We start from the raw sequence: 21,567 nt of genomic DNA on the forward strand, positions 1-21,567 counted from the left end.
GACTTAGATAGTTAAACCTTCAACAACTAGACCTAATAATTAAACGGTGTTTAGTTACTGTTTTGAAATGTGCCTGCATCAAGGATTTGTCGCTTAATGCTAAAGCGACAAATATAATTCCAATTCCAGCTTGGATCATACTTATGACATAAGCCCCAATCTAAACCTGGTTTAGTTGTTTCAAAGCCGCTACGAAACAATCCAATAGCTTCAGGTGCGCCTTTAATATGAGCTTTGATTTCGAAATTTTGGCCATCTTTGGCAAACTGTATGGTATTTTTTCTGGTCCGTCTGTTGTTAGTAATGACGCTATACCACCTTCAAAATTCCAAACCACCACTTCGTGTCCACTGTTTGAAATTGGGTTTAACTCAGATTTGATATACGGTCCTTGAATATTGTTTGCAACTGCCACACCATGCTTAATTTCACGTCCGCCAAAATTCATTTCTTCACCCATGGTTTCACCTTTGTAATAAAGGTAGAACTTGTTATCGAAAAACAGTAAACACGGATCATGTACTTTATGGCTGTCAAAACTCCCTTTGCTGGTAACATGAAAGCGATTATCTTCATCTCCTCGCCATTGCCCATCTTTACTTGGACTTAAGATAGGAGAAGCTGATTTATGCCAAGGGCCATAAGGGCTATCTGAACTGGCCAATGCAATTTCTTCATATTGTCTGTTGGTGTAAGGTGTCGTCACAGTTTGATAGACAAGGTAATAACGACCTTGGTGAGCTAATACTTCAGGTGTAAAAATAGCGCGATCATCATATTGGCCACTTTGGCCCCGTTCAATCGCTACACCTTGTTCTTTCCATGTTTCACCATCTGTCGACGTTGCATGCCAGACTTCCGTTAAATCCCAAGGAAACACTTTGTCGTCTACGTTGTCAGAACCAAAACCGACCGTTTCACCGATACCTTTGGTATACCAGCAATGTAAAACCCCATCGACACTAATTACAGATGAAGGATCCCGTCTAATTACACCTTCTTCATAGGCAAAATCACCTTTCAAAGGCGTTACATCAAACTCAACTAACCAATCAGACGTTGTTTGGTCATATCCTCTTTCGATTGCTCGTTTACTAGCAAGGCTCAACGGTTTATTAGGGTTCATTCGGGTTCCTAAAATATCTTTTGTTTTTCTAGTTAATGCGGCTATTAATTTTTAAAGTCGTAATCACTAATCACGTTTATGCACAATTATTGTTGATTTTAGATGTCATCATTTGTTGATAAACATCACCAGGGAGTAAAGCGCCTTTGTGCTGCACAACTTCACGAGCAACAAAACAAGCGTCTGCAAGTGCTAGAGAAATACTGTTACCAGCTAACCTACTGGAGAGATACGTACCAGCAAATGAGTCACCTGCAGCTGTTGAATCAACTTGTTGAGGAGCTGGATTAAATGCTTGATGGTTTATTAACGAACTAGAGTCATATATATATGTACCATCAAGGCCACTCTTTACTACAATTTCTGATACCGCTAAGGATTGGCAATACAAAGCGACTTCGGTAGCGGTGTTATGGTTATAAATTATCTGATGTTCTTCTACACCAGGTAAGGCAATATCACAGTGCTGGTAAGCTAAATCAAACCACGTTTTTGCATGTTCCACAGACTGCCACATTGCGATGCGGTAATTAGGATCAAAGGCGATTAATGCACCCTGTTGGCGAAATTTTTGTATGAGATTAAGCAGTAAATGTTTATCTTCATCAGTGAGAATCCCTAACGAAATACCACTAAAAAACACGAGATCTACTTTACCAATACGGTTTAATAATTTATCCGTCGTTAGCACTTTCATCATCTGAGTGGCTGCAGACTGATTACGCCAATAGCTGAAACTGCGTTCACCTTGATTATCAGTAGCGATGGCATAAATACCAATTGTTGCTTGCTCAATACTTAACGCCGATTGACTGTTAATACCGTTTTTATCCCACGCAGCTCTCATTGCTTTACTAGGTTGATCATGGCCAATTGCAGTAAAGAATTGACAGTCAATTTTTGGCTCATATTGTTTGGCGTAGACCAAAGCATTGTATGTGTCACCAGCAAAAGCACGGTGTAACAATGACGTAGAATATTCAGATAGTTCCATCATGCACTCGCCAATGGCTAACATAGACTTCATGTTCATGCCTCTCTTTTAGCGAGTGGGATACTATTATCTTTGTTACCAGTGTGTTTGCCTGAAAGCAAAATTTCTATTTCTTCAATACTTTTGTTTTTTGTCTCTGGCATGATTTTGAACAACAAAATAAATCCAATTGCACCACAAATAGCATAAAACAAGAATATTTCATCAGCACCAAACACACTTAATTGCCAAGGGAAAAACTGCTGCACTAAATAACTTACGAAGCTTGTGATAAACGCAAAAACAGGAATCGCAACACCACGAATATGTGTTGGGAATATTTCAGAAAATAACACCCACATTATTGGGCCAATTGAAAAATGAAAAGCTGCAATGAAGCCAATAATACCCGCGATAATTAAGTTAGCATTGATGGTTGCAGCACTTTGCAGCAGCACACTTTCATATTGCTTAGCATCCGACTCACCTAGCACACTAATCAAGGCTGTCTTAAATTCAACGTCACTTTGAAAAACAACGTTTAACATAGATGTTAAAGGCTCAATGTTCACTTGATCTGCTAGAGACACTAATGATTGTTCTGTTAATGAATAAGTAGCCTGACTAAAGCCCCAGTAACAAGCAAATAAACTTATGGTGGCTGTAGCAAGTCCCCAAATAACTAAGGGTCTTCGACCAAGCTTATCGATTAATAAAATAGCGACCACAGTAAAGATAATACTAACGAGTCCGACTACAACAGCTTGAAAAAATGCAGCATCAGTGCCTATTCCGAGCTGTTCAAATACTGTGGGTGCGTAAAACATAATCGCATTGATCCCAGTGATTTGTTGCACAATACCTATGGTTAATCCAAGAATCACCACGCCCCGGACTTTACTATCAAAAAGACTTTTAAAGAGTACCCAAAAAGATTCTTTATCATTGTGACTTTTAAGGCTTTGTTTGATCTGGGCGACTTCATCTTCGCACTGAGTCGTATTGTTAAATTGATTAATGATCAATTTAGCTTTGTCTTCTTTTCGCTTCATGATTAGCCAGCGTGGGCTTTGCGGGATGTTAAGTAGTAATAAAAACCACACTATAGCGGGTAAAATTTCGATACCTAACATCCAACGCCATGTATGAGTATCGATATGCAATGATGAAACCCAAGGGTACGCACTTTCTGATATTTCTAATATGGCAAAGTTTGCAAAGTAAGCTATGGATAAACCCACTACGATGTTGATTTGAATTATAGAGACTAACTTACCGCGTAAATGCGATGGTGCGATTTCACCAATATACATTGCAGCTACGGATAAAGAGGTAAATGCGAGCCCGCCAATAAACCTAGCGACAACCAATGATTCAAAGCTGGTGGCCATGACTGATAACACCGCTGAAATAATGTAGATAAATGAGATAATAACTAAGGTTTTTTTACGTCCTATCTTGTCGCATATAAACCCTGTGATCATCAAAGCAAATATGACTCCGAAGCCTGGTGCACTGACAACAGTTCCAATTTGAAGATCCGTTAAATCAAATTCCGTAGTGACAAAACGCACTGTGCCAGATATCAACGCTGCATCTAAGCCAAAAATAAAACCGCCCAATGCCACAACCAGCGCACAATATAAAACACTGTGACTTTTAATAATCATATTAACATCCACTATCTATTTAATTATCTACTTATATTTGTGCTGAGCAATGTAACCCAAATGTTTGGTATGCTTTTAACAGCACACTTATTGGCTCTTCAGACTTTGACTTCATCTCGCGACCAACAATGCAATTAACATTACATTAGCACTAACAATAAATAGATAGCAACTATTGTTAACAATTTACCAAAATCAATTTAGTTATTCTGCTAAAACAAATTAAACAAATTACCCCATAACCTTAAAAGGTTATATTTTATAATTACTTATAAATCTACAGAGCGTTAATCCATAACAGTCCTGCTTAATTCAACATTCAAAATTTTTAGATTTTTGCCTTGTTTCAGCATTAACGTATTGCTAATAAAAAATTAACAATGTAGATTGTTAACAATAATTATTAACTGTTTAGCTAAGTCAAAATGCTTTGGGAAAAAGATGAATATAAAATTAGATACTCGAAATGCGCTTAGGTATAGCTTCATAGCGACAACAATTTTGTCCACTATCGCTTGTCAACATGACACACAAAATATAGGCCAAAACACGACACCAGCCGAAAGCGTGCCATTGGTAGTTAACAGCAAACAAGCGATGGATTTGATTAACTTTAATAGCCAAAGTAACAACATAATTAAACCTGTTGCCGCTCAGACGAGTATCTCTGATGGCAAATTACATGTCGCTTTTAACTCAAAAGATAATAATTATAGCGGTGTCAGTTTTGTTCCAGAAAAAGCATGGGACTGGAGTGACTTGAATGACTTTAACTTAGCTTTTGATATCGTTAATACCAGTAATCATAGTGTGCAGTTGTATCTTGATATCAGTGATATTGATGGGTTTACTTATACACGAACGGTAAATGTCCCTGTTGGAGATAACATTCAAACCTATTACGCAAAAATGGCTGGCCATGACTTAGGTGTGATGGATAGCGATCATAAAGTAGAACTCAACTTCACCTCAGGTTTACGTTCAAATCCTGATACTTGGCAAAGTAATGAACATCAATTTACCTCTATGTGGGGGAAAAAGAACCTCAATACGGTTGGCATCGCCAAAATCAGTTTAAGTGTTCAAAGCAACCTGCACGACAAATCTATCGATATTAGTCGAGTACAAATTAGGCGAAATCCAAAATTTGATCCCCTCTTTCTAACTGATATCGTTGATCAATACGGACAAAATAAAAAACAGGACTTTATTGGGAAAGTTCATAATGATCTAGAGTTAGAACAACAACGTGTCAACGAGGCTAAAACATTTACCGGTAAAGTCGCAGAAGATAGAAGTCGTTATGGTGGATGGTTATCAGGTCCTAAGTTAACGGCGACAGGCTTTTTTAGAACAGAAAAAGTGAACGGTAAATGGTCATTAGTTGACCCTGATGGATATCTATATTTGGCCACAGGCATTGATATTATCCGTTTATCTAATTCCTCAACATTAACCGGATATGACTTTAAGCAAGCGTATATTGTCCAACCACCTAAAGGTAATGTCACACCAGAGGATTCTCAAAAATTAAACCGCGTATCTGATGAGGCAATAGCGAGTCGATTTATCGCATCTGACACACGCACAAACATGTTCAGTTGGTTGCCCGACTACGATGCCCCTTTAGGTAAACATTTTGGTTATCGTCGCAGCGCACATTCTGGTCCATTAAAGCATGGAGAAACGTTCAGTTTTTATTCGGCAAACTTAGAACGTAAATACGGTCAACAAGCTGAAGGCTATATGCAGGCATGGGAAGATACCACAGTAAATCGAATGCTAGATTGGGGCTTTACGTCCTTAGGGAATTGGACCGACCCTAGGTATTACGACAACAACAAAATCCCCTATTTTGCTAATGGTTGGATCATTGGAAATTATAAAACGGTTTCTAGCGGTGATGATTTTTGGGCGCCAATGCCAGATGTATTTGACCCCGAATTTGAAAAACGTGCCTATGCTACCGCTAAGGTCATATACGATGAAGTAAAAGGCAATCCATGGTGCGTAGGTATTTTCGTTGATAATGAAAAAGCTTTGGCCGTTCGGATAGTACAGAAAGCCGCTATGGCATTGTCGTCAATACGTTAACTAAAAACGGTGCTGAAGTACCAACCAAAGCTGAATTTACTCGTCTGATGAAACAAAAGTATGTGGATATAAATAAATTAAATCAGGCTTGGAACAAATCGATTACTGATTGGGCAGAATTTGATAGTGGTATTGATTCGAGTATAAACAACTCTGAACAAATCAATGATTATGGATTATTGCTAACAGCCTATGCTGACAAATATTTCAGCACTGTTAATAAAGCAGTAAAGTATTACATGCCAAATCATCTGTATTTAGGCTCTCGTTTTCCAGATTGGGGAATGCCACGAGAAGTCGTTAATGCATCAGCTAAGCATGTAGATGTTATAAGCTTTAACTCATATAAAGAAGGCTTAACCAAAAAGTCTTGGGCATTTTTACAAGAAATTGATATGCCAAGCATAATTGGTGAATTTCATATTGGTGCTAAAGATTCAGGTTTATATCATCCTGGGCTTATTCTCGCATCAGACCAACAAGACAGAGCTGTTATGTACAAAGACTACATGAAGTCTGTCATCGATAATCCCTATTTTGTCGGTGCTCATTGGTTCCAATATATTGACTCACCTATTACCGGACGTGCCTATGATGGCGAAAACTACAATGTGGGTTTCGTTTCGGTAACTGATACGCCTTATCCCTATATGGTGGAAGCTGCTAAAGCAATTAACAAAGCAATGTATCAACAACGTTTTAAGGAAAAATAAACAGATTCAATTTATAGAAGTATTTCTCTCCCCAGTGAGTACTTCATTTTGCTCCAACCTATTAAGGTTGTTTGTCATCTGAACAGGTCTTCAGGTTGCCCATTTTACCGTTAGTTAGCCTTGTAATTTGTTAACAATATAATGGTAAATGGGCATTTTTTTGCTTTTTTAAAAGTAGGATATAAATCTTGCACTTTAAATTCAGATACTTATAAAAATTTAAAGTGTATATTTTTAACAATATGACATTTGACAATTGTAATAAAATAGCTCAATGTCTAGAATGTTAAATAATATGAATAAATTGGATATATCATGGCTGCAGCTAAACCTACCAAAATCTTATCGGTAAAAGACCAAATTGCTGATCAATTACGTTCAGATATTATCTCGGGAGATTTGGCCCCGAATACCAAATTAAATGAACAAGAACTTGCTAAAAGATTTGGGCTTTCACGTGGGCCAATCCGTGATGTTATCCTTCAGTTAACCAAAGAAGGCTTACTAATTTCTAAGAACAATTGCGGCGCTTCAGTTAACAGTATATTAGAACCTAAGCTGCAAAAGTTAATGATAAATCTTCGTCAAAATATAGAGGTTTATGCGATTGAAAATCTAAAGCAAAACCCATTAACAGATGATGATGTTGTTCAATTAGAGTCGATTCTAGACGAACTACAAGCGGCGTTTGATAGAGAAGATTTCACAGAAGTCACTAAGGTTGATATTTCCTTCCATAATTACCTAATTTATAAAGCCGGTGGCGAAGATTTGGTGAATATTTGGTATCCATATGTAATGCGTATGCGTTTAAATTATAAACGTATTACATCAAGTTCTGAGTGTGTAGAAGAGCACAGAGGAATATTACAGGCTTTACGTGAAGGTGACATTAGTCGAGCATCTAAAGCAATAAAAGCTAATATAAAATAAATCAGCAAGTTTCTCTTATCTATTATCAAGGGCAGTTTTCACTGCCCTTTTGTCTTTTAAAATTGAATGTTTTTTTCGTGAAAGCTCAACCATTAAACTTAACCACCAACATTTACTAGCAACAATTAACTAGCATCGATTAACTAACAAGGATTAATCCTTGTTCCTAAGTCGATTCGAATCCGTTGAACAAACACTTCAAAACGTTGGCTTCAAGCTCATTAATTAACTCGATGGTTAATTTAAAATAGTCTCGATACTCGCCTTTTCGAATCTTTAGATCAGACGTTATTATTTTCAATTTTTTACTTAGATAAGCTATTAACAATACATCAAATCACATGAATAACTCTATCTTGATGCTTGTTTTTATATTGATTAGGGATTCTTTACAGTATTTACCCGTGAATTAAATTGCACCTAAAAACCAATTGGTTATCAATTTTTATTTTTAACATTAAAATACAATAATTTAAACCAGCAATTTAATTCAACGCCTAAAAATAAAAAATAACCTTAATAAATTTTGTTAACAATATTCATTAAACAATGTTAGGTTAGCGATATCTTAATTAAGGATAGATATGTTTGAAGGTGATCCGTAAATCGTCACCTTGTTGTCTACGAAGTTATTGTCTCCTGTTATGTAAAATAAATAAAAGTGAACATATATGACCTCGAATAATCTAGGCGATAAACAACGTCTCAACGCTATTATTATCATTGCTATGCTTATAACTTTGTTAGGTTGCGGCTCTTCAACTGCAGATAACAATGAAGTAAATGACCCCATAATTGACAATGTTACTGTACCTGACAGCACTCCAGATCCATTTCATTTTACGCCAATAACAAATGCGCCATTAGCGAGCAAAAATGCTTCTGAGGTTATCCAAATTTCAGGAATAAATACCTCGGTAGATGTCAATGTCATTGGTGGCTTCATTTCTATCAATGATGAGCACTTTACTCAATCCACCCAAAGTGTATCTGATGGTGATTCAATTGCTGTTCAGTTGATTGCAGCCAACACAGTCGATACAACTCTCACAGCTCAAATCACTGTTGGTGACTTTACTACTGATTTTGCAGTAACGACGACGCCTAGCGTAATGGCTTCAGCGACAAAGCTCATGTTTAACTTAGATACAATCCATAGCATTAATAATGTTAGCCAGTTTCAACGTGAAAAATTTATTACTATCCATGCATCTCATACAGAAAACGATTGGTACAACGTTGGGGTAAATGAATCAAGCGACCTAATTAGCGAATTTATTGAGGGTTATGATGTCTATTTTGGACGGGATACTGGCGGTATGCGCTATCAATTAAGTTTACTTAACGAATCGGCAGTTCAATCTGGTTATGCTAATGCAAATACGATGACTGATATTGGCGGTAATATTCGTTGGAGTTATAAAACGGCGTTAGATGCAAGGGCACAAAGCCAAAGACAGCACGAGCACCGTAATCAAAATATGGTGATTGCGGCACAACAACACCCTTATTGGCCTGATGGAAAAGATACAGGTCAAGGCTGGGCATTTTCTCAACAAGCTACACCTGATGAGCCTTTTGGCACGGCAACAGGTGATTACATGGGCCAATATATTGCTAAGTATTTTAATAAAAATGATGGCGTAGATATCTACGGTCAACCCAAGCCAAAATATGTAGAAGTTATGAATGAGCCGCTATTTGAATTAGTGGATATAGCAGAACAACCCAGTGATATTGCGCAGATATTTCAATTTCATATCAATATTGCCAAAGCCATAAAGTCAATAAAGATAGACAATGAACAAGTTAATAGTGACGTACTCGTAGGCGGATATACCGTTGCCTTTCCTGATTTTGATAAACAAGATTTTGCTCGCTGGGAGCAACGAGATAAAGCGTTTATAGATTTGGCAGGTGACGATATGGATTTTATATCGCTTCATCTTTATGACTTCCCTTCATTTCAAAATCGTGAAGAATTACGCTCTGGAAGTAACATTGAAGCGACGTTTGATATGCTTGAACATTATATGTACCTGACATTAGGAGAAGTAAAACCATTTTTAGTTTCAGAATATGGTGCTCAAGTACATGGACTATTTAATCAACCATGGTTAGCTGAACGGGATTGGTATCATTTAAGAGCCATCAACAGCCAATTAATGTCATTTTTAGAACGTGCAGATAACATTGAAATGGCCATTCCCTTCATTCCAGTAAAAGCTGAATGGGGACGAGAAAGCGAAACTGTTCCCTATTACACACGTTTAATGCGACAAAAGAAGGAGATTGAAGGTCAAAGTGGCGATGAATATGTTTATACCGACATGGTTAAGTTTTATCAACTTTGGTCAGAAGTGAATGGCACTAGGGTCGACAGTTACTCAAACGACAGTGATTTCCAATTAGATGCTTATGTAGATGGCAATAATGCTTTTTTAATAATTAACAGTCTTGAAAAAACGCACAAAATGGTCGATGTGTCTGTACTAGGAATAGATAAAGATAAGATAAATAAAATTAGTATCAAACAGTTAACGCATAATAACAACCAAACATCACTAAACGAAACCGACTTAATAACACTTGATGAATTAGCCGAATATTCGATTAAGAGTGAAAGCACGGTAATCATAAAACTCGAACTACTTGACGCCGTTGAGTTAGCTCACCAGCAAATTGAAACCAAATATTATGCTGAGACTTATAAGCGGTCGATTACGGCTAACAAGGCTGAAATATTTTCAATAAATAATGTTGTGATTGCTGAAACAGGTGAAGCCTTACTTCGCCTAGGACTTGGACGTGAACATGGTAAATCATTACAACCAACGGTAACCGTGAATGGCAACCCTATCAGTGTAAACCCCGATTACCGCGGGTATGATCAATACAATCAAGGTCAAGGAAGACTGCAATATTTTGGGGTTATTGAAATCCCAATCCCAAATACCTACCTAGATATAAACAATGATATCGACGTTAAGTTCGAAGATGACGGCGGGTTCATTACCTCAATTTCAATGCAATATTTTGCTCAATCAAAACCACTGAATCATTTTGAATAACTGATAAGACTATTTTTATTCGTTCAGTTTATTTCTGAGCAATCATGCTCTTGCTTGTATAGCAAGCAGGAGTTGAACACATCTTGTCAGTTTGTAAGTGGTATTCAATCTGGCTGGATCTATTTTTGTTTAATCAAAAATAGCCATTAGTTAAACACTTTTTACAAGAAAGTGTTCTTCATAAGAAAGGGAAATTTATGAAACCTAGTATGAATGTTATCTATGCTACTACTTTGATAACCACCAGTGCATTAACCAGTGTTTGTTTTGCAGCTGATTGGGATAATATTCCATTACCTGCAGATCCTGGTAACGGTTTAGTTTGGCAACTAAATGAACAATATTCTGATTCATTTAATTATCAAGGTAAAAATGCCACTTTTAACAGTAAATGGAATGATACCTACTTTAATAATTGGGAAGGCCCAGGCTTAACTCGATGGAGTCAAAACGAATCATGGGTTTCTGATGGTAATTTAATTATTAGTGCCTCACGTAAAGCGCCAAACCTAGTTAATGCGGGTGTCATTACCTCTAAAACAAAAGTTAAGTATCCTATATTCCTTGAAGCTAACATCAAGGTTAGTAACTTAGAGTTATCTTCCAATTTCTGGCTCCTGAGTGAAAATGACGAACGTGAAATTGATATTCTAGAAGTATATGGTGGGTCTCGTGAAACCTGGTTTACTCAAAATATGTCAACCAACTTTCATGTCTTTTTACGCAATAGTGATAACAGCATACGTAGTGACTTTAACGACCAAACCCATAATACTCCCACATGGGGAAACTATTGGCGTGAAGGGTTTCATCGCTTTGGCGCTTATTGGAAAAGCCCTACCGATGTGACTTTTTATATTGATGGACAAGAAACCCCTCAAGGCTCATGGGCTGAAGTCGTAATGAAGGATAAAGATTATACTGGTGCCATCATGGACAAAAACCAATATACGATGAATGAAGAGATGTTCATTATATTGGATACTGAAGATCATTCATGGCGTTCTGAAGCTGGCAATGTGGCAACGGATGCTGATCTTGCTGATCAAAGCAAAAACAAAATGTATGTAGATTGGATACGAGTCTATCAACCTGTTACTAATGGTGGCTCTGGAGGCGATAATGGTGGCAATGATGGCAGTATAGAACCAAATAATCAGTACAACCTTGTCGCTAAGCACAGTAATAAGTGTATTGATGTTATCAATAGTCAAACCTATAACGGCTCTCAGTATCAGCAAGCATCATGTACTAACACCAATGCTCAGAAATTCACTCTTAACCAATTAAGTAACGGCTTTTATACGATAAAATCAAACGTTAGCAATTTATGTTTAGATTTATCTGCCGGTAGCACAAGTAATGGCGCTAAAATTCAACAGTGGGTGTGTAATAGTAGTAATCAAAACCAAATGTGGAATTTAGCAGATAAAGGTGATGGATATTACGAGATAATCAGCAAAGTCAGTAATAAGTGTCTTGATATCGCCGGTAAGTCTACCATTGATGGCGCTTCTCTGACTCAGTGGAGCTGCTATAACGGAACCAATCAACAATTTAAAGTAGAGTAAATCGCAAAAGTAATTTAACCGACAGCACCCAATGCTAACAAGGTCGTGACTGCCATGCTAAAACATAGCAATCACAGGTTAGCGAAGTATGGGCGCTTTTAAATCATGAGTGTTAAGTGCCATTAATATAAAGTGTTTATTTAACATTATTATGAGCTCAGGATTCTTGGTTTAAAAGTTGATTAAAGTGATCAACCAATACAAAACACAGCTCGATATACTGTACCGCTTCTAACTTACCAACCTGATAATCTTTTGCATGGGCAACTTTGTTACGTAACTGGCGTAATTCATTAAATAGTTTAGCTTTTTTAGTATCAACTAAATGCTGTGAAATCAGGGTTTCTTCAATTAATTTGTAGCGAGTACTAGATTCAAGATCCACGTTATCTAGCTTTGCTACTATCAGGTTTTCAGCTGCATCATCAACCTCTCGCCAAGCTTCTAGAATTGAGGAGCTAGGTAAGTTATCTACAGAGGCAATCAAAATTGCTTTTTTATTTTGTTTAAGCTCAGGAAAAGCCCCTTGTGCATGTTTTGATACAGCCTTTAATTCTTGTCCAAATTCAACTTCAAAGTCTTTAAACTTTAGTTTTCTAGCCAAAGGGATTAAACGAACGATGGGTTTTTGTAACATCAAAACGCAAAATACAAACACTAATGGCCAAGCGAGTTTATCCAATAACTCTATAATAAATTGCATACCATTCATTAAGATACATATCCTTTGTTATTAAGTTTGGCGCAGCAAGAGAATAGCCTAAAACGCTTTTAATCTTCAACTGTTAACTGTTTTCGCTCTTCAACACATTCAAAAGAACCCATTTCAAATTCTCTGCATATCCAAGGCCTATTTTCATAAATCGTGCACATCAATGTGCCTCGATCAACAGCCGCGCACCAACCATCATCAAGACGCTTCATTACTTGCCCTCCCCAACTATCTTCACTGATGTAATCATCGGGTACGCCGGTATCAGAAATTATCATTACTTCTAATTTACAGCAGCAAGCCTTGCAAGTGATGCACGTTGCGTTAGGATCAATCTCATTTAGGGTTTGGCTCGGAATTTCGTTGATGTCTATTTTCATGTGCTCACTTGATATTGATTAGCATCAACACCTGGATAAGAAGAACACCATAATAACTGATTGGGTAGATATTAGATAACGGAGAGTTTAATAAACCCATATTGACGCATTATGCTTGTTGGCTATACATTCCGAAGGAACTAATTTCAGAGGCCGTTAAATGACGCCATTGCTTTGGTTCAAGATCCAATGATACGGCACCAATTTTTTCACGATGTAGTTGATTGACTCTGTTTCCTACAGCAAAAAACATTCGTTTAACTTGATGGTAGCGCCCTTCAGTAATCGTTAATAGCACGTGTAAGTTATCAATTTTAATTATCTTAGCGGGTCTTGTGCTAGTTGACTCCCCTGTAATAACAGTCCTTGTTCTAATTTAGTTATCGCATCTTCAGTGATCGGTTTTGCTAATGTAACCCGATACACTTTGGGGCAATCCATATCTGGACGAGTAATATTGAAGGACCAACGGCCATCGTCAGTAATTAATACCAAACCAGATGTGTCAGCATCCAAGCGACCCACAATGTGTAGCTCATCTTTATTTTCGATATCGATGTCATTAAATACAGACGGGTATTCACCATCAACATTTGAGCACAGTGTATCAGGGGTTTTGTGCAGTAAAAGATACCTAAAAGGCCGTGGCGTTAACCGTTTACCGTTGTAAGATATATGATTGTTTTCGTGTACTTGAATAGCACAGTCAGTAATGACTTGTTGATTAACCGAGACTAATCCCGACTCAATGAAATTTACTACCTGTTGTTTATTCAACTGTGTACTACGAAGCACAAACTTATCTAACCGCATCGGACTTATATAGCCTTATTTATTTTCGGGTATTGATGAAAATGAAAAACGGCCTTGCGGCCGCTTAAAATGATAAAAACAACTATGCTAACTAAGTTAATACCAAACTTGTTCAATTGCATCTGCAATTACTGGCGCGAAATTACCAAGTATATTCGAGTGACCACCAGTGTACATAGCGAAGCTAGTATCTTCCTCTTCGGTTTCACCATCAGCTGTTAACACATAGGTTAATGAAGGAAACTCTACGATACTGATATCATCCATAATCTCAGCACCAGCCACTAATTTATACTCATCATTACTTAACTCAGTATAGGCGATTTCTGATAGTTCAGAATTTGAGATGGCGTCGATTGTTGTCATGTTTGCTAACGCAATTGGATTCTCTGAATCACTACTGAGTACTAAGTTCGCTACGTCATAACCTTCAGGCTCTGACCAAGTGTAGCTGTAACCATCATCTTGTTTGTAAGTACGGCTATTTTCAAAAAAGACTTTCGAAGCACTGTCATCTGTTTCAAGGTGAAAAACAACACGACTGACATTATACGATTTAGCATTACCATTACTGATAACGGCTTCTTCCATGGTGTACTCAACTTTTACTTCTCTCACGTTATTCGCATTAACGACATTTATACAATGAGTTTCTATTTTTTTAGTTGCAGTACATAGGCGATTAATAACAGCTTCACTTAAACCGAGTTGTGCAGCTTGGTCTTTAAAGCCAGAATCAATTTTGGCTTCTGGATCTGTAGGCGATGGATGAACTAACTCTTCTAAAATATCACAACCGGATAAACTTAACCCAATGATACAAATAGCCACTGCTTTATACATTTAAACGCCCCACCCTTACAAAATAAGAGTACACCGTAGGCTAAATAAAAATCTTAGTCAATGGAGATTATTGGCTAATTATTAGGCCTTTGACCGTCGCTACATAATCATTAATCGGTAACTGTCAAATTAAAACCAGATACAAACCTATTTTTAAAAAACATGACTTTTATTGTAAAGTTGCTGTTCTCGTTTAACCTCGGTTAACAAATAAGACAACAGACGGCTAAACTATTTTAGTTGATTACATGTTGCTTTTTGATGGGTTCAATCCTACATAACCGATTCTGCTAAGCCCTTTATTGTTTGTAACATACCAGTATTCGAACTACAGCACTTTTGAAGCTGAATGACTAGGTATAAAAAAAATGATGAAGAAAACAATAATAGCGCTAACTATGATGACGTTAAGTGCAGGTGCGCAAGCAGAATCTAATCAAGTATCAACCGATAAACTTAATTCTGCTATGGAACAACTTACCGTTGTCGATGAGCAAACGGATATTTTTATTACGGTAGATGAAGATGCAAGTTTTGAAAGCGTTACTTATCAGGGATTTATTACTGACATCTACAGTGAAATCTACGTAACTAGCCACGAGGCCAAAGAACACGGTTTAGAAAAAGTTAAAAAATTCTATATCTATAATGAAGTAGATATTGATGCATTGAGTCATAAAATAGCGGCAAGGATAGATGCTGACAAACCAACCGCTTTTTCTGTTGATTTGTATCGTGATTATCGTAATGACTCTGGTAAATTTACCTTCATAGCCCGTGTTATAGAGTATAAATAATCATTACGCTTGTTAATGATAAGTTTGAATAGGAATTTACTACAGAGCTGACACAAGGTGTTCAGCTCTTTTTAATAGCCTTTTGTCAGCTGTTACTGAAAACTATCCTTCAGATTTAGCCTGTTGTAATTGTTGGTTTTTTAACTTTATCAACTTTTGTATATTTCCCATCGACGCAATCATTAAATAACATGCTTGCAAGTACCCTTGCTTAGTTAACTCAGTCAATGCTGCGGGTGTTAAGTTGATTAACTCAGTCTCATTAATGACATATAAGCCATTAAACGTATGCTGTTGTCCATCAATGAATGTTACAGAAACTTCAACAGCCTCAATTAAGTCGAGTTCAATCATGGTTGCAATAAACGCATCTGTTTTTATGATCCCTTGTGCCAATTGATACACTAGCTGATGCATGTCCTTTAAATAGGCACTGGCTGAACCATCATTTTCAAACAATCGCTTCGCATCGACATTAGAGTACGGTATTTCAACAACGCGTTTCGCGTTCATATCGATAGTTAATGCGGTATTGTCGGTGTTTAGTGACTCGTTGTCAGCGCCACGTAATCGGGCAAGCATGAAAGGCTGTCGTTTCACATGCATAGGGATCATAGTTGCATCCCAATTATCCTTAGTTAGAAACAGATTTTCACCTGGCTCAAACCCCAATAAAGCATGTAATCCAAATTGACCTGTTTGATTGTTTTTAAGTAAACAACAGGGGTATTCAATCACAAGCTTTCTTAATTCATCAGCAATAACTGGCACATAATGGACATTATCGCCAAATTGTTTGCCATATTGGGTTAGCACGGCGGTATTAAGATGTTGTTTAGGGTCGACTATTACATTATTCATTATGATCCCTCGGGTTTATTATATTTTTTGTAAACCATACTGATGAATTAAATTAAGCAGTGCCCGATTACTCGGTAATGTATTCATTAAGTGCTGCGTTTTTTGCTTTGTTAGGTTGAATTGAGTTCGCGCTAAGTCTTGTTGTTTTTCATTAAGTGCCCAGGGAGCACTGTGAGTATTAAAGCCCATTCCATAAAGCACATATTGATAACTCGCTGCAGGAAAAACCTCTGTAGCATGAATAAAATCATTATCAGACGGCACTTGTGTCTGCCATAACGTTAATAGGGTCTGTAAACTGTTTGGAATTGACGCAGCCTTTCGATTATCTATCCAAAAAGCACTGTCATTGCGCTGATTCAACATGTAATGCAATTTTAGAAAATCAATGATTCGTTCCCATCGATATAAAAATGTATCATTAAAACGTTGAGCAACAATTTCCATCGATTCACGGTTAGCAGGTAATTGTTCTGCAATCATTGCCGCTGATATTTCTACTAATAATAATGCTGACGCCTCTAACGGTTCTAAAAAACCAGCAGATAAACCCACAGCGACACAGTTTTTATGCCAGAACTTTTCCCTATGACCAGGGTTGATTGGAATTTTTCGAAACGATAATGACTCAACGTCATCTACTGAGTCAGCTAAATACCTTTTTAACTCATTTAAAGCTTCTTGCTCGCTAATGTACTGACTAGCATAAACATGGCCAACCCCCCGTCTATTTGACAGACCAATATCCCAAATCCAGCCACAAGACTGCGCAGTTGAAATCGTGTGTGAAGCAATAGACGATTGCTCACTTTCATAAGGAACTTGAACTGCTATAGCAGAATCCACAAACAAAATGTCTTTGCAGCTTTTAAATGGCACATCAAAATGCTTGCCCAGTAATAATGAGTTAAAACCTGTACAATCAATGAACAAATCACCATGAATATCACCTTCGTCTTCAGTGGTTAACGAATCAATATATCCATAATCATCATTATTTATGTCAACCACATCTGTTACGAGGTGACGTACATTCAGTTTATTCACACAATGGTTTTTTAAAAACTCAGAAAACCTACCAGCATCCAAATGATAGGCATAATTAGCTTCAGCATCATATTCAGCCGTTGTTATGTATTTAGGAGCAAGGCCGGCTTCGCACAGTGATTCTTGAGGACTCAAGGATGTAGAAAGTGAATGATTATAATCGGTAGTAAACCACTGACGAATCGAGGTTTCACTGTTATTCCCTTCTGGCAACATCAAGGGGTGATAATAATAGTCATCCTGTTTACCTGTCACCCATTTAGCAAACTTTGCTCCCTGTTTAAAAGATACATGACATTGTTTAATAAAGTCTGTTTCTCGGATCCCCATTTTTTTAACGTCGTTCTCATTGTTGGCCACGTTCCCTCGCCGACCCCAATTGGCGCAACGTTGGCAGATTCAACCAAGGTGACAGAGTACTGACCAGCAAAGGTATTGTTAAGTTTAGCTGCTATGGTTCCAGCGGTTATCCAACCAGCACTACCACCACCAACAACGACAATATGTTGAATATTTTTAGACTGTTCTTTGGCCGCATTCGCAGTGTTAACCGAGTCGATTGGATTAGGCATATTAACTCCAATTCTTGTTGTGAAAACTTTTAACTGTTATTTATAAATAAAAATGTGGTTACCATACATATGACAACCACATTAAGTTTTAGCGAACAATTTTAATCATCAGACTTAGAATATCAGCCCAAGTCAGCAAGATGTTATCTTGTTGATTTGGACTGATACCTTGCTTATATAAAATTGACATAAGCGTTGAGATACTGATTAAAACTTAGCACTGATGCCAACGGTATAACGTGGACCGTATTGCTCTGCAGCTAATAACTGCTCTTCAAAACGACCATAGCGTCTTACTGTTTCGTCAGTTAAGTTTAAGCCATCAAACGATACAGTGAATGTATCATTGATATCGTAGCTGAGACTTAAATCAAGTTGACCATACGCCTCAGTAAATGTTGGCTCATTACCCAAAGCGAGCAAGAACTCATCACGCCAGTTATAAGCGATACGTGCTTGGAAACTATCATTTTCATAAAATGCGACCAAGTTACCCGAGTCACTTAAACCTGTTAATGCAATGGTTTGATCAAAATTATAAGGGTCAAACGATTCATCACTGTTAACAATGGTGTAGTTAGCAACTGCGCCAAAACCACTATCCCAGAACATGTATTGAGCATTAAGCTCCCAACCGTCTACTTCACGATTTTGTAGGTTATCTGGTGTTGCCACTTCCCAAGTAATCACTGGATCGGTAGCCTGACCTAAACAGTTAGGGTTCGGCGTATCAGAGGCATCAGGACAACCCGCTCTTGGGTTAACACTTGGATCTGTTAACGCTTGACCGTTAACGTCATTGATCGATCTGTTTTCTGTGCCAGCACCGATGAAGTTTTCTACGTATTTTTTAAAGTAACCTGCAGAGGCAAAACTGCCATCATCAAAGTACCACTCCAACGACAAATCAAAGTTGTCAGAGGTAATTGGCAGCAAATTAGGGTTACCTTGTGAGGCATTAAATGGCCCACCAGGTCTTGCTGATACATTGGTCGCAGGGAACATTGCACTGATACCAGCACGAGATAAGGTTCGGCTATATGAGAAGCGTGTTACGAGTTCATCTGTGACTGACATATTAAAGTCAAAATTCGGCAAAATACGAGTATAGCTACCTGTTAGCTCTTCAGCCGTAGGCGTATCATCATATACAGGTCGCAACTCCTGTGCATGGCGATAATTCATTGCAATGATGCCATTTTGTACTGAGTACGCTGTAACGTCAGTATCTTCGTAACGTACACCCACATTCATTTTGACAGGCATATCATTAAATTCAGTATCAAAATCAAATGATAAATATGCTGCTAACGTTTCTTCATTAACCCCGTTTGTTTTGATATTCGGTTCAGCAAATAAACCTTCAGCTTTGACAATATCGATAAATTGGTGAACATCATATTGAGAGATATATGGGAAAAGGTTATTCGCCCCAGGGAATTGATCAGCAGTGTCACCTAAAGGAATGAAACCTAAATCAAGGTCGTCAAGAGGAACATCGACAAAAGAAAATACCTCACTTAAGCGTGTATCAATCGTATAGTCCGTATTCATGATACCAAAGTTGATTTTGGTTAACGCACTGTCAGACGCTTCGTTTTCCCATGTACCAGAAAAACGATATTGCTTAATGTTGTTATCCATTGAATAACCACGCTTTTGATATAAATCAGAGACAATATTGTCTTTGTTATATGCGCCGCCTGGTAAATTAGAATCATCAACAATGACTTCTGGAATATCACCAATGAAGTTTGCACCAATTAATGCAACTGAACCCGAAGGGTTTTTAAGGTTCGCAAGGGTTTCAGCTGTTTGACCATCAGGATTTGATTTAGATGTTGAATCATGAACATCAAGTTCAAACTTTAATGTATCTGTTGCTTGCCATTCTATGTTTAGACCTAACGAATCATTTTCTTTTTCTTCATAATATTCCCAAGCCCAGAAGTTTAATTCATCGTCTTGATCTCGAGGGTTCCAAAGTGTGCCATTTGCATTTGCTGCCCCACTTGGGTTATCAAACCAAAATGCTGAACGATTGGTATAACTGGTTTGCTCGAATCGAGAAATAGTGTAATCAACAGTCGCAATAACAGAATCTACAGGCTGAATTTGCAGCACAGCTTGTGCATTTTGGCGAGTTCGCTCTGTATCAAGTAATTCAGTTTTAGCTGTCCAAGGTGTCCAAATGGCTTGTTCTGGGTTTTTATTGGTATCAATTGCAGACAAATCAACATTATCTCTACTGCGGTTTCTTACCCAGCCATCTGTACCCACTATATCAGTATGACTGTCACGCTCAGCATGAGAGGCAGATAATAAAAAGCCAACCTTGTCATCTGCAAATGTTTGGCTAATCATGCCCGAAATTTCGGGCGTCACAGAATCACCAGTTTCAACACTAGTATCGTAAATACCTTTCGCACTCACAAATGCTTTAAAGCCATCATAATCAAACGGTCTTGCAGTGGTAATATCAATTGTTGCCCCAATACCACCTGACGTGATGTCAGCTTTACCTGTCTTATAAACATTCACTCCAGAAACGCTTTCAGCTGCGATTTCACGGAAGTTAAAGCTACGAGACACCCCTTCTGATTGTAATGCTGACGAGTTTGGCATTTGACGACCATTTAGCGTCACCAAATTAAATTCTGGACCAAAACCACGAACCGTAACCTTGTTACCTTCGTTGTTTGCTCGGTCAATAGATACACCCGCTATCCGTTGTAAAGATTCAGCTAAGTTAGTATCGGGTAACTTACCTATATCTTCTGCACTAATGGCATCTACAACACCATCTGAATAACGTTTAGTTGACGCGGATTTGGTCAACGAGCTTCTGATCCCTTTGACCTGAATGACTTCAGTTTCTTGTGCTTGTGTGTCAGCGGCTAGGTCATCAGCCTGTACGCCTGTACTGGTCGCAATGATCATTGCTGCAGATAACGCGTTGAGTTTGAACTTACACTGTTTCATCTTAAAACCTTCTTATTATTTGGTTTAAAAGGTGTCTTGCTCACAAGAACAATGTAAATGACATTGCCAACGGCATAGCGAAGCCTGACCCTGTTAACAATCTAGCTACTTTTTAAACATTGTGTCAACTGTTTTTTGGAGTTAGTTAATTGTTGACAATTGTCAATTGCGTGCAATATGGTGTTCGTAAGTGGTGAATTTACACACAAAAAAGTGAGTTGTTAATACAACGAATTATCTAATAACTTCTACTGAAATGAACTTTTTTAGACTTATATACAACTACTTACCAATGATTTTAGATGAAAAGGTTTAAATACCTGACAGTCAAGATAACAATTTTTTGTTTTTAAGTATTATTCTAATCAGAAAACTATCTTTAAGGTTTATTAGACTAATTGGTTACCTA

General features: G+C 37.6%; 11 protein-coding genes and 4 pseudogenes. 5 read left to right on the forward strand and 10 right to left on the reverse strand.

Annotated elements, in window-relative coordinates; genetic code table 11:
• Positions 1–50: 50 nt before the first annotated feature.
• From ACGEDC_RS19065 to ACGEDC_RS19075, 3 genes and pseudogenes are all read right to left on the reverse strand, one after another.
• Positions 51–1,126, reverse strand: a pseudogene (locus ACGEDC_RS19065) (glycoside hydrolase family 117 protein).
• 76 nt (positions 1,127–1,202) lie between these two features.
• Positions 1,203–2,153: a sugar kinase gene (locus ACGEDC_RS19070; protein WP_394495113.1), complete on the reverse strand. Its 951-nt coding sequence runs from the start codon at positions 2,151–2,153 to the stop codon at positions 1,203–1,205.
• Positions 2,154–2,155: 2 nt separating this feature from the next.
• A complete protein-coding gene (locus ACGEDC_RS19075; protein WP_394495115.1) occupies positions 2,156–3,769 on the reverse strand; it encodes a sugar porter family MFS transporter in 1,614 nt (537 codons plus the stop codon).
• Between the two features lie 441 nt (positions 3,770–4,210).
• Between ACGEDC_RS19075 and ACGEDC_RS19080 the strand changes: the two are divergent.
• The 4 genes and pseudogenes from ACGEDC_RS19080 to ACGEDC_RS19095 all read left to right on the forward strand — a co-directional run bounded on the left by ACGEDC_RS19080 (position 4,211) and on the right by ACGEDC_RS19095 (position 12,151).
• A pseudogene (locus ACGEDC_RS19080) lies at positions 4,211–6,576 on the forward strand (agarase).
• A 315-nt stretch (positions 6,577–6,891) separates the two neighbouring features.
• Positions 6,892–7,509 carry a GntR family transcriptional regulator gene (locus tag ACGEDC_RS19085; RefSeq protein ID WP_065108069.1) on the forward strand — a complete coding sequence of 206 codons (618 nt, stop codon included), beginning with the start codon at positions 6,892–6,894 and terminating at the stop codon, positions 7,507–7,509.
• Between the two features lie 671 nt (positions 7,510–8,180).
• Positions 8,181–10,580, forward strand: coding sequence for a hypothetical protein (locus ACGEDC_RS19090; RefSeq protein WP_394495117.1), 2,400 nt, complete (start codon positions 8,181–8,183; stop codon positions 10,578–10,580).
• Between the two features lie 197 nt (positions 10,581–10,777).
• A complete protein-coding gene (locus ACGEDC_RS19095; protein WP_394495118.1) occupies positions 10,778–12,151 on the forward strand; it encodes an RICIN domain-containing protein in 1,374 nt (457 codons plus the stop codon).
• A 157-nt stretch (positions 12,152–12,308) separates the two neighbouring features.
• Here the strand turns inward: ACGEDC_RS19095 and ACGEDC_RS19100 are convergent, their stop codons facing one another.
• The 4 genes and pseudogenes from ACGEDC_RS19100 to ACGEDC_RS19115 all read right to left on the reverse strand — a co-directional run bounded on the left by ACGEDC_RS19100 (position 12,309) and on the right by ACGEDC_RS19115 (position 14,899).
• Positions 12,309–12,863, reverse strand: a complete 555-nt coding sequence (locus tag ACGEDC_RS19100) for a HEPN domain-containing protein (protein WP_394495120.1) — start codon at positions 12,861–12,863, stop codon at positions 12,309–12,311.
• 59 nt (positions 12,864–12,922) lie between these two features.
• A complete protein-coding gene (locus ACGEDC_RS19105) occupies positions 12,923–13,243 on the reverse strand; it encodes a YkgJ family cysteine cluster protein (RefSeq protein ID WP_394495122.1) in 321 nt (106 codons plus the stop codon).
• Positions 13,244–13,352: 109 nt separating this feature from the next.
• Positions 13,353–14,056, reverse strand: a pseudogene (locus tag ACGEDC_RS19110) (pseudouridine synthase).
• Positions 14,057–14,152: 96 nt separating this feature from the next.
• Positions 14,153–14,899, reverse strand: coding sequence for a hypothetical protein (locus tag ACGEDC_RS19115; RefSeq protein ID WP_192022716.1), 747 nt, complete (start codon positions 14,897–14,899; stop codon positions 14,153–14,155).
• Between the two features lie 368 nt (positions 14,900–15,267).
• On the opposite strand from ACGEDC_RS19115, the gene ACGEDC_RS19120 reads away from it, so the two are divergent.
• Entirely contained in the window at positions 15,268–15,696 is a 429-nt protein-coding gene (locus tag ACGEDC_RS19120) for a hypothetical protein (RefSeq protein WP_080915734.1), read from the forward strand.
• Between the two features lie 102 nt (positions 15,697–15,798).
• On the opposite strand, the gene ACGEDC_RS19125 is transcribed toward ACGEDC_RS19120, so the two are convergent.
• The 3 genes and pseudogenes from ACGEDC_RS19125 to ACGEDC_RS19135 form a co-directional block, all read right to left on the reverse strand.
• Positions 15,799–16,557 (reverse strand): SapC family protein, encoded by a 759-nt coding sequence (locus ACGEDC_RS19125; protein WP_394495125.1) that lies wholly within the window; start codon positions 16,555–16,557, stop codon positions 15,799–15,801.
• Between the two features lie 18 nt (positions 16,558–16,575).
• Positions 16,576–18,176 (reverse strand): annotated as a pseudogene (locus tag ACGEDC_RS19130) (tryptophan halogenase family protein).
• A 207-nt stretch (positions 18,177–18,383) separates the two neighbouring features.
• Complete coding sequence (locus ACGEDC_RS19135) at positions 18,384–21,158, reverse strand: TonB-dependent receptor (protein WP_055024536.1); 2,775 nt, start codon at positions 21,156–21,158, stop codon at positions 18,384–18,386.
• Positions 21,159–21,567: the final 409 nt, after the last annotated feature.

Source organism: Shewanella sp. ENK2 (assembly GCF_043568515.1).
GTDB classification, from domain to species: Bacteria; Pseudomonadota; Gammaproteobacteria; order Enterobacterales; family Shewanellaceae; genus Shewanella; species Shewanella japonica.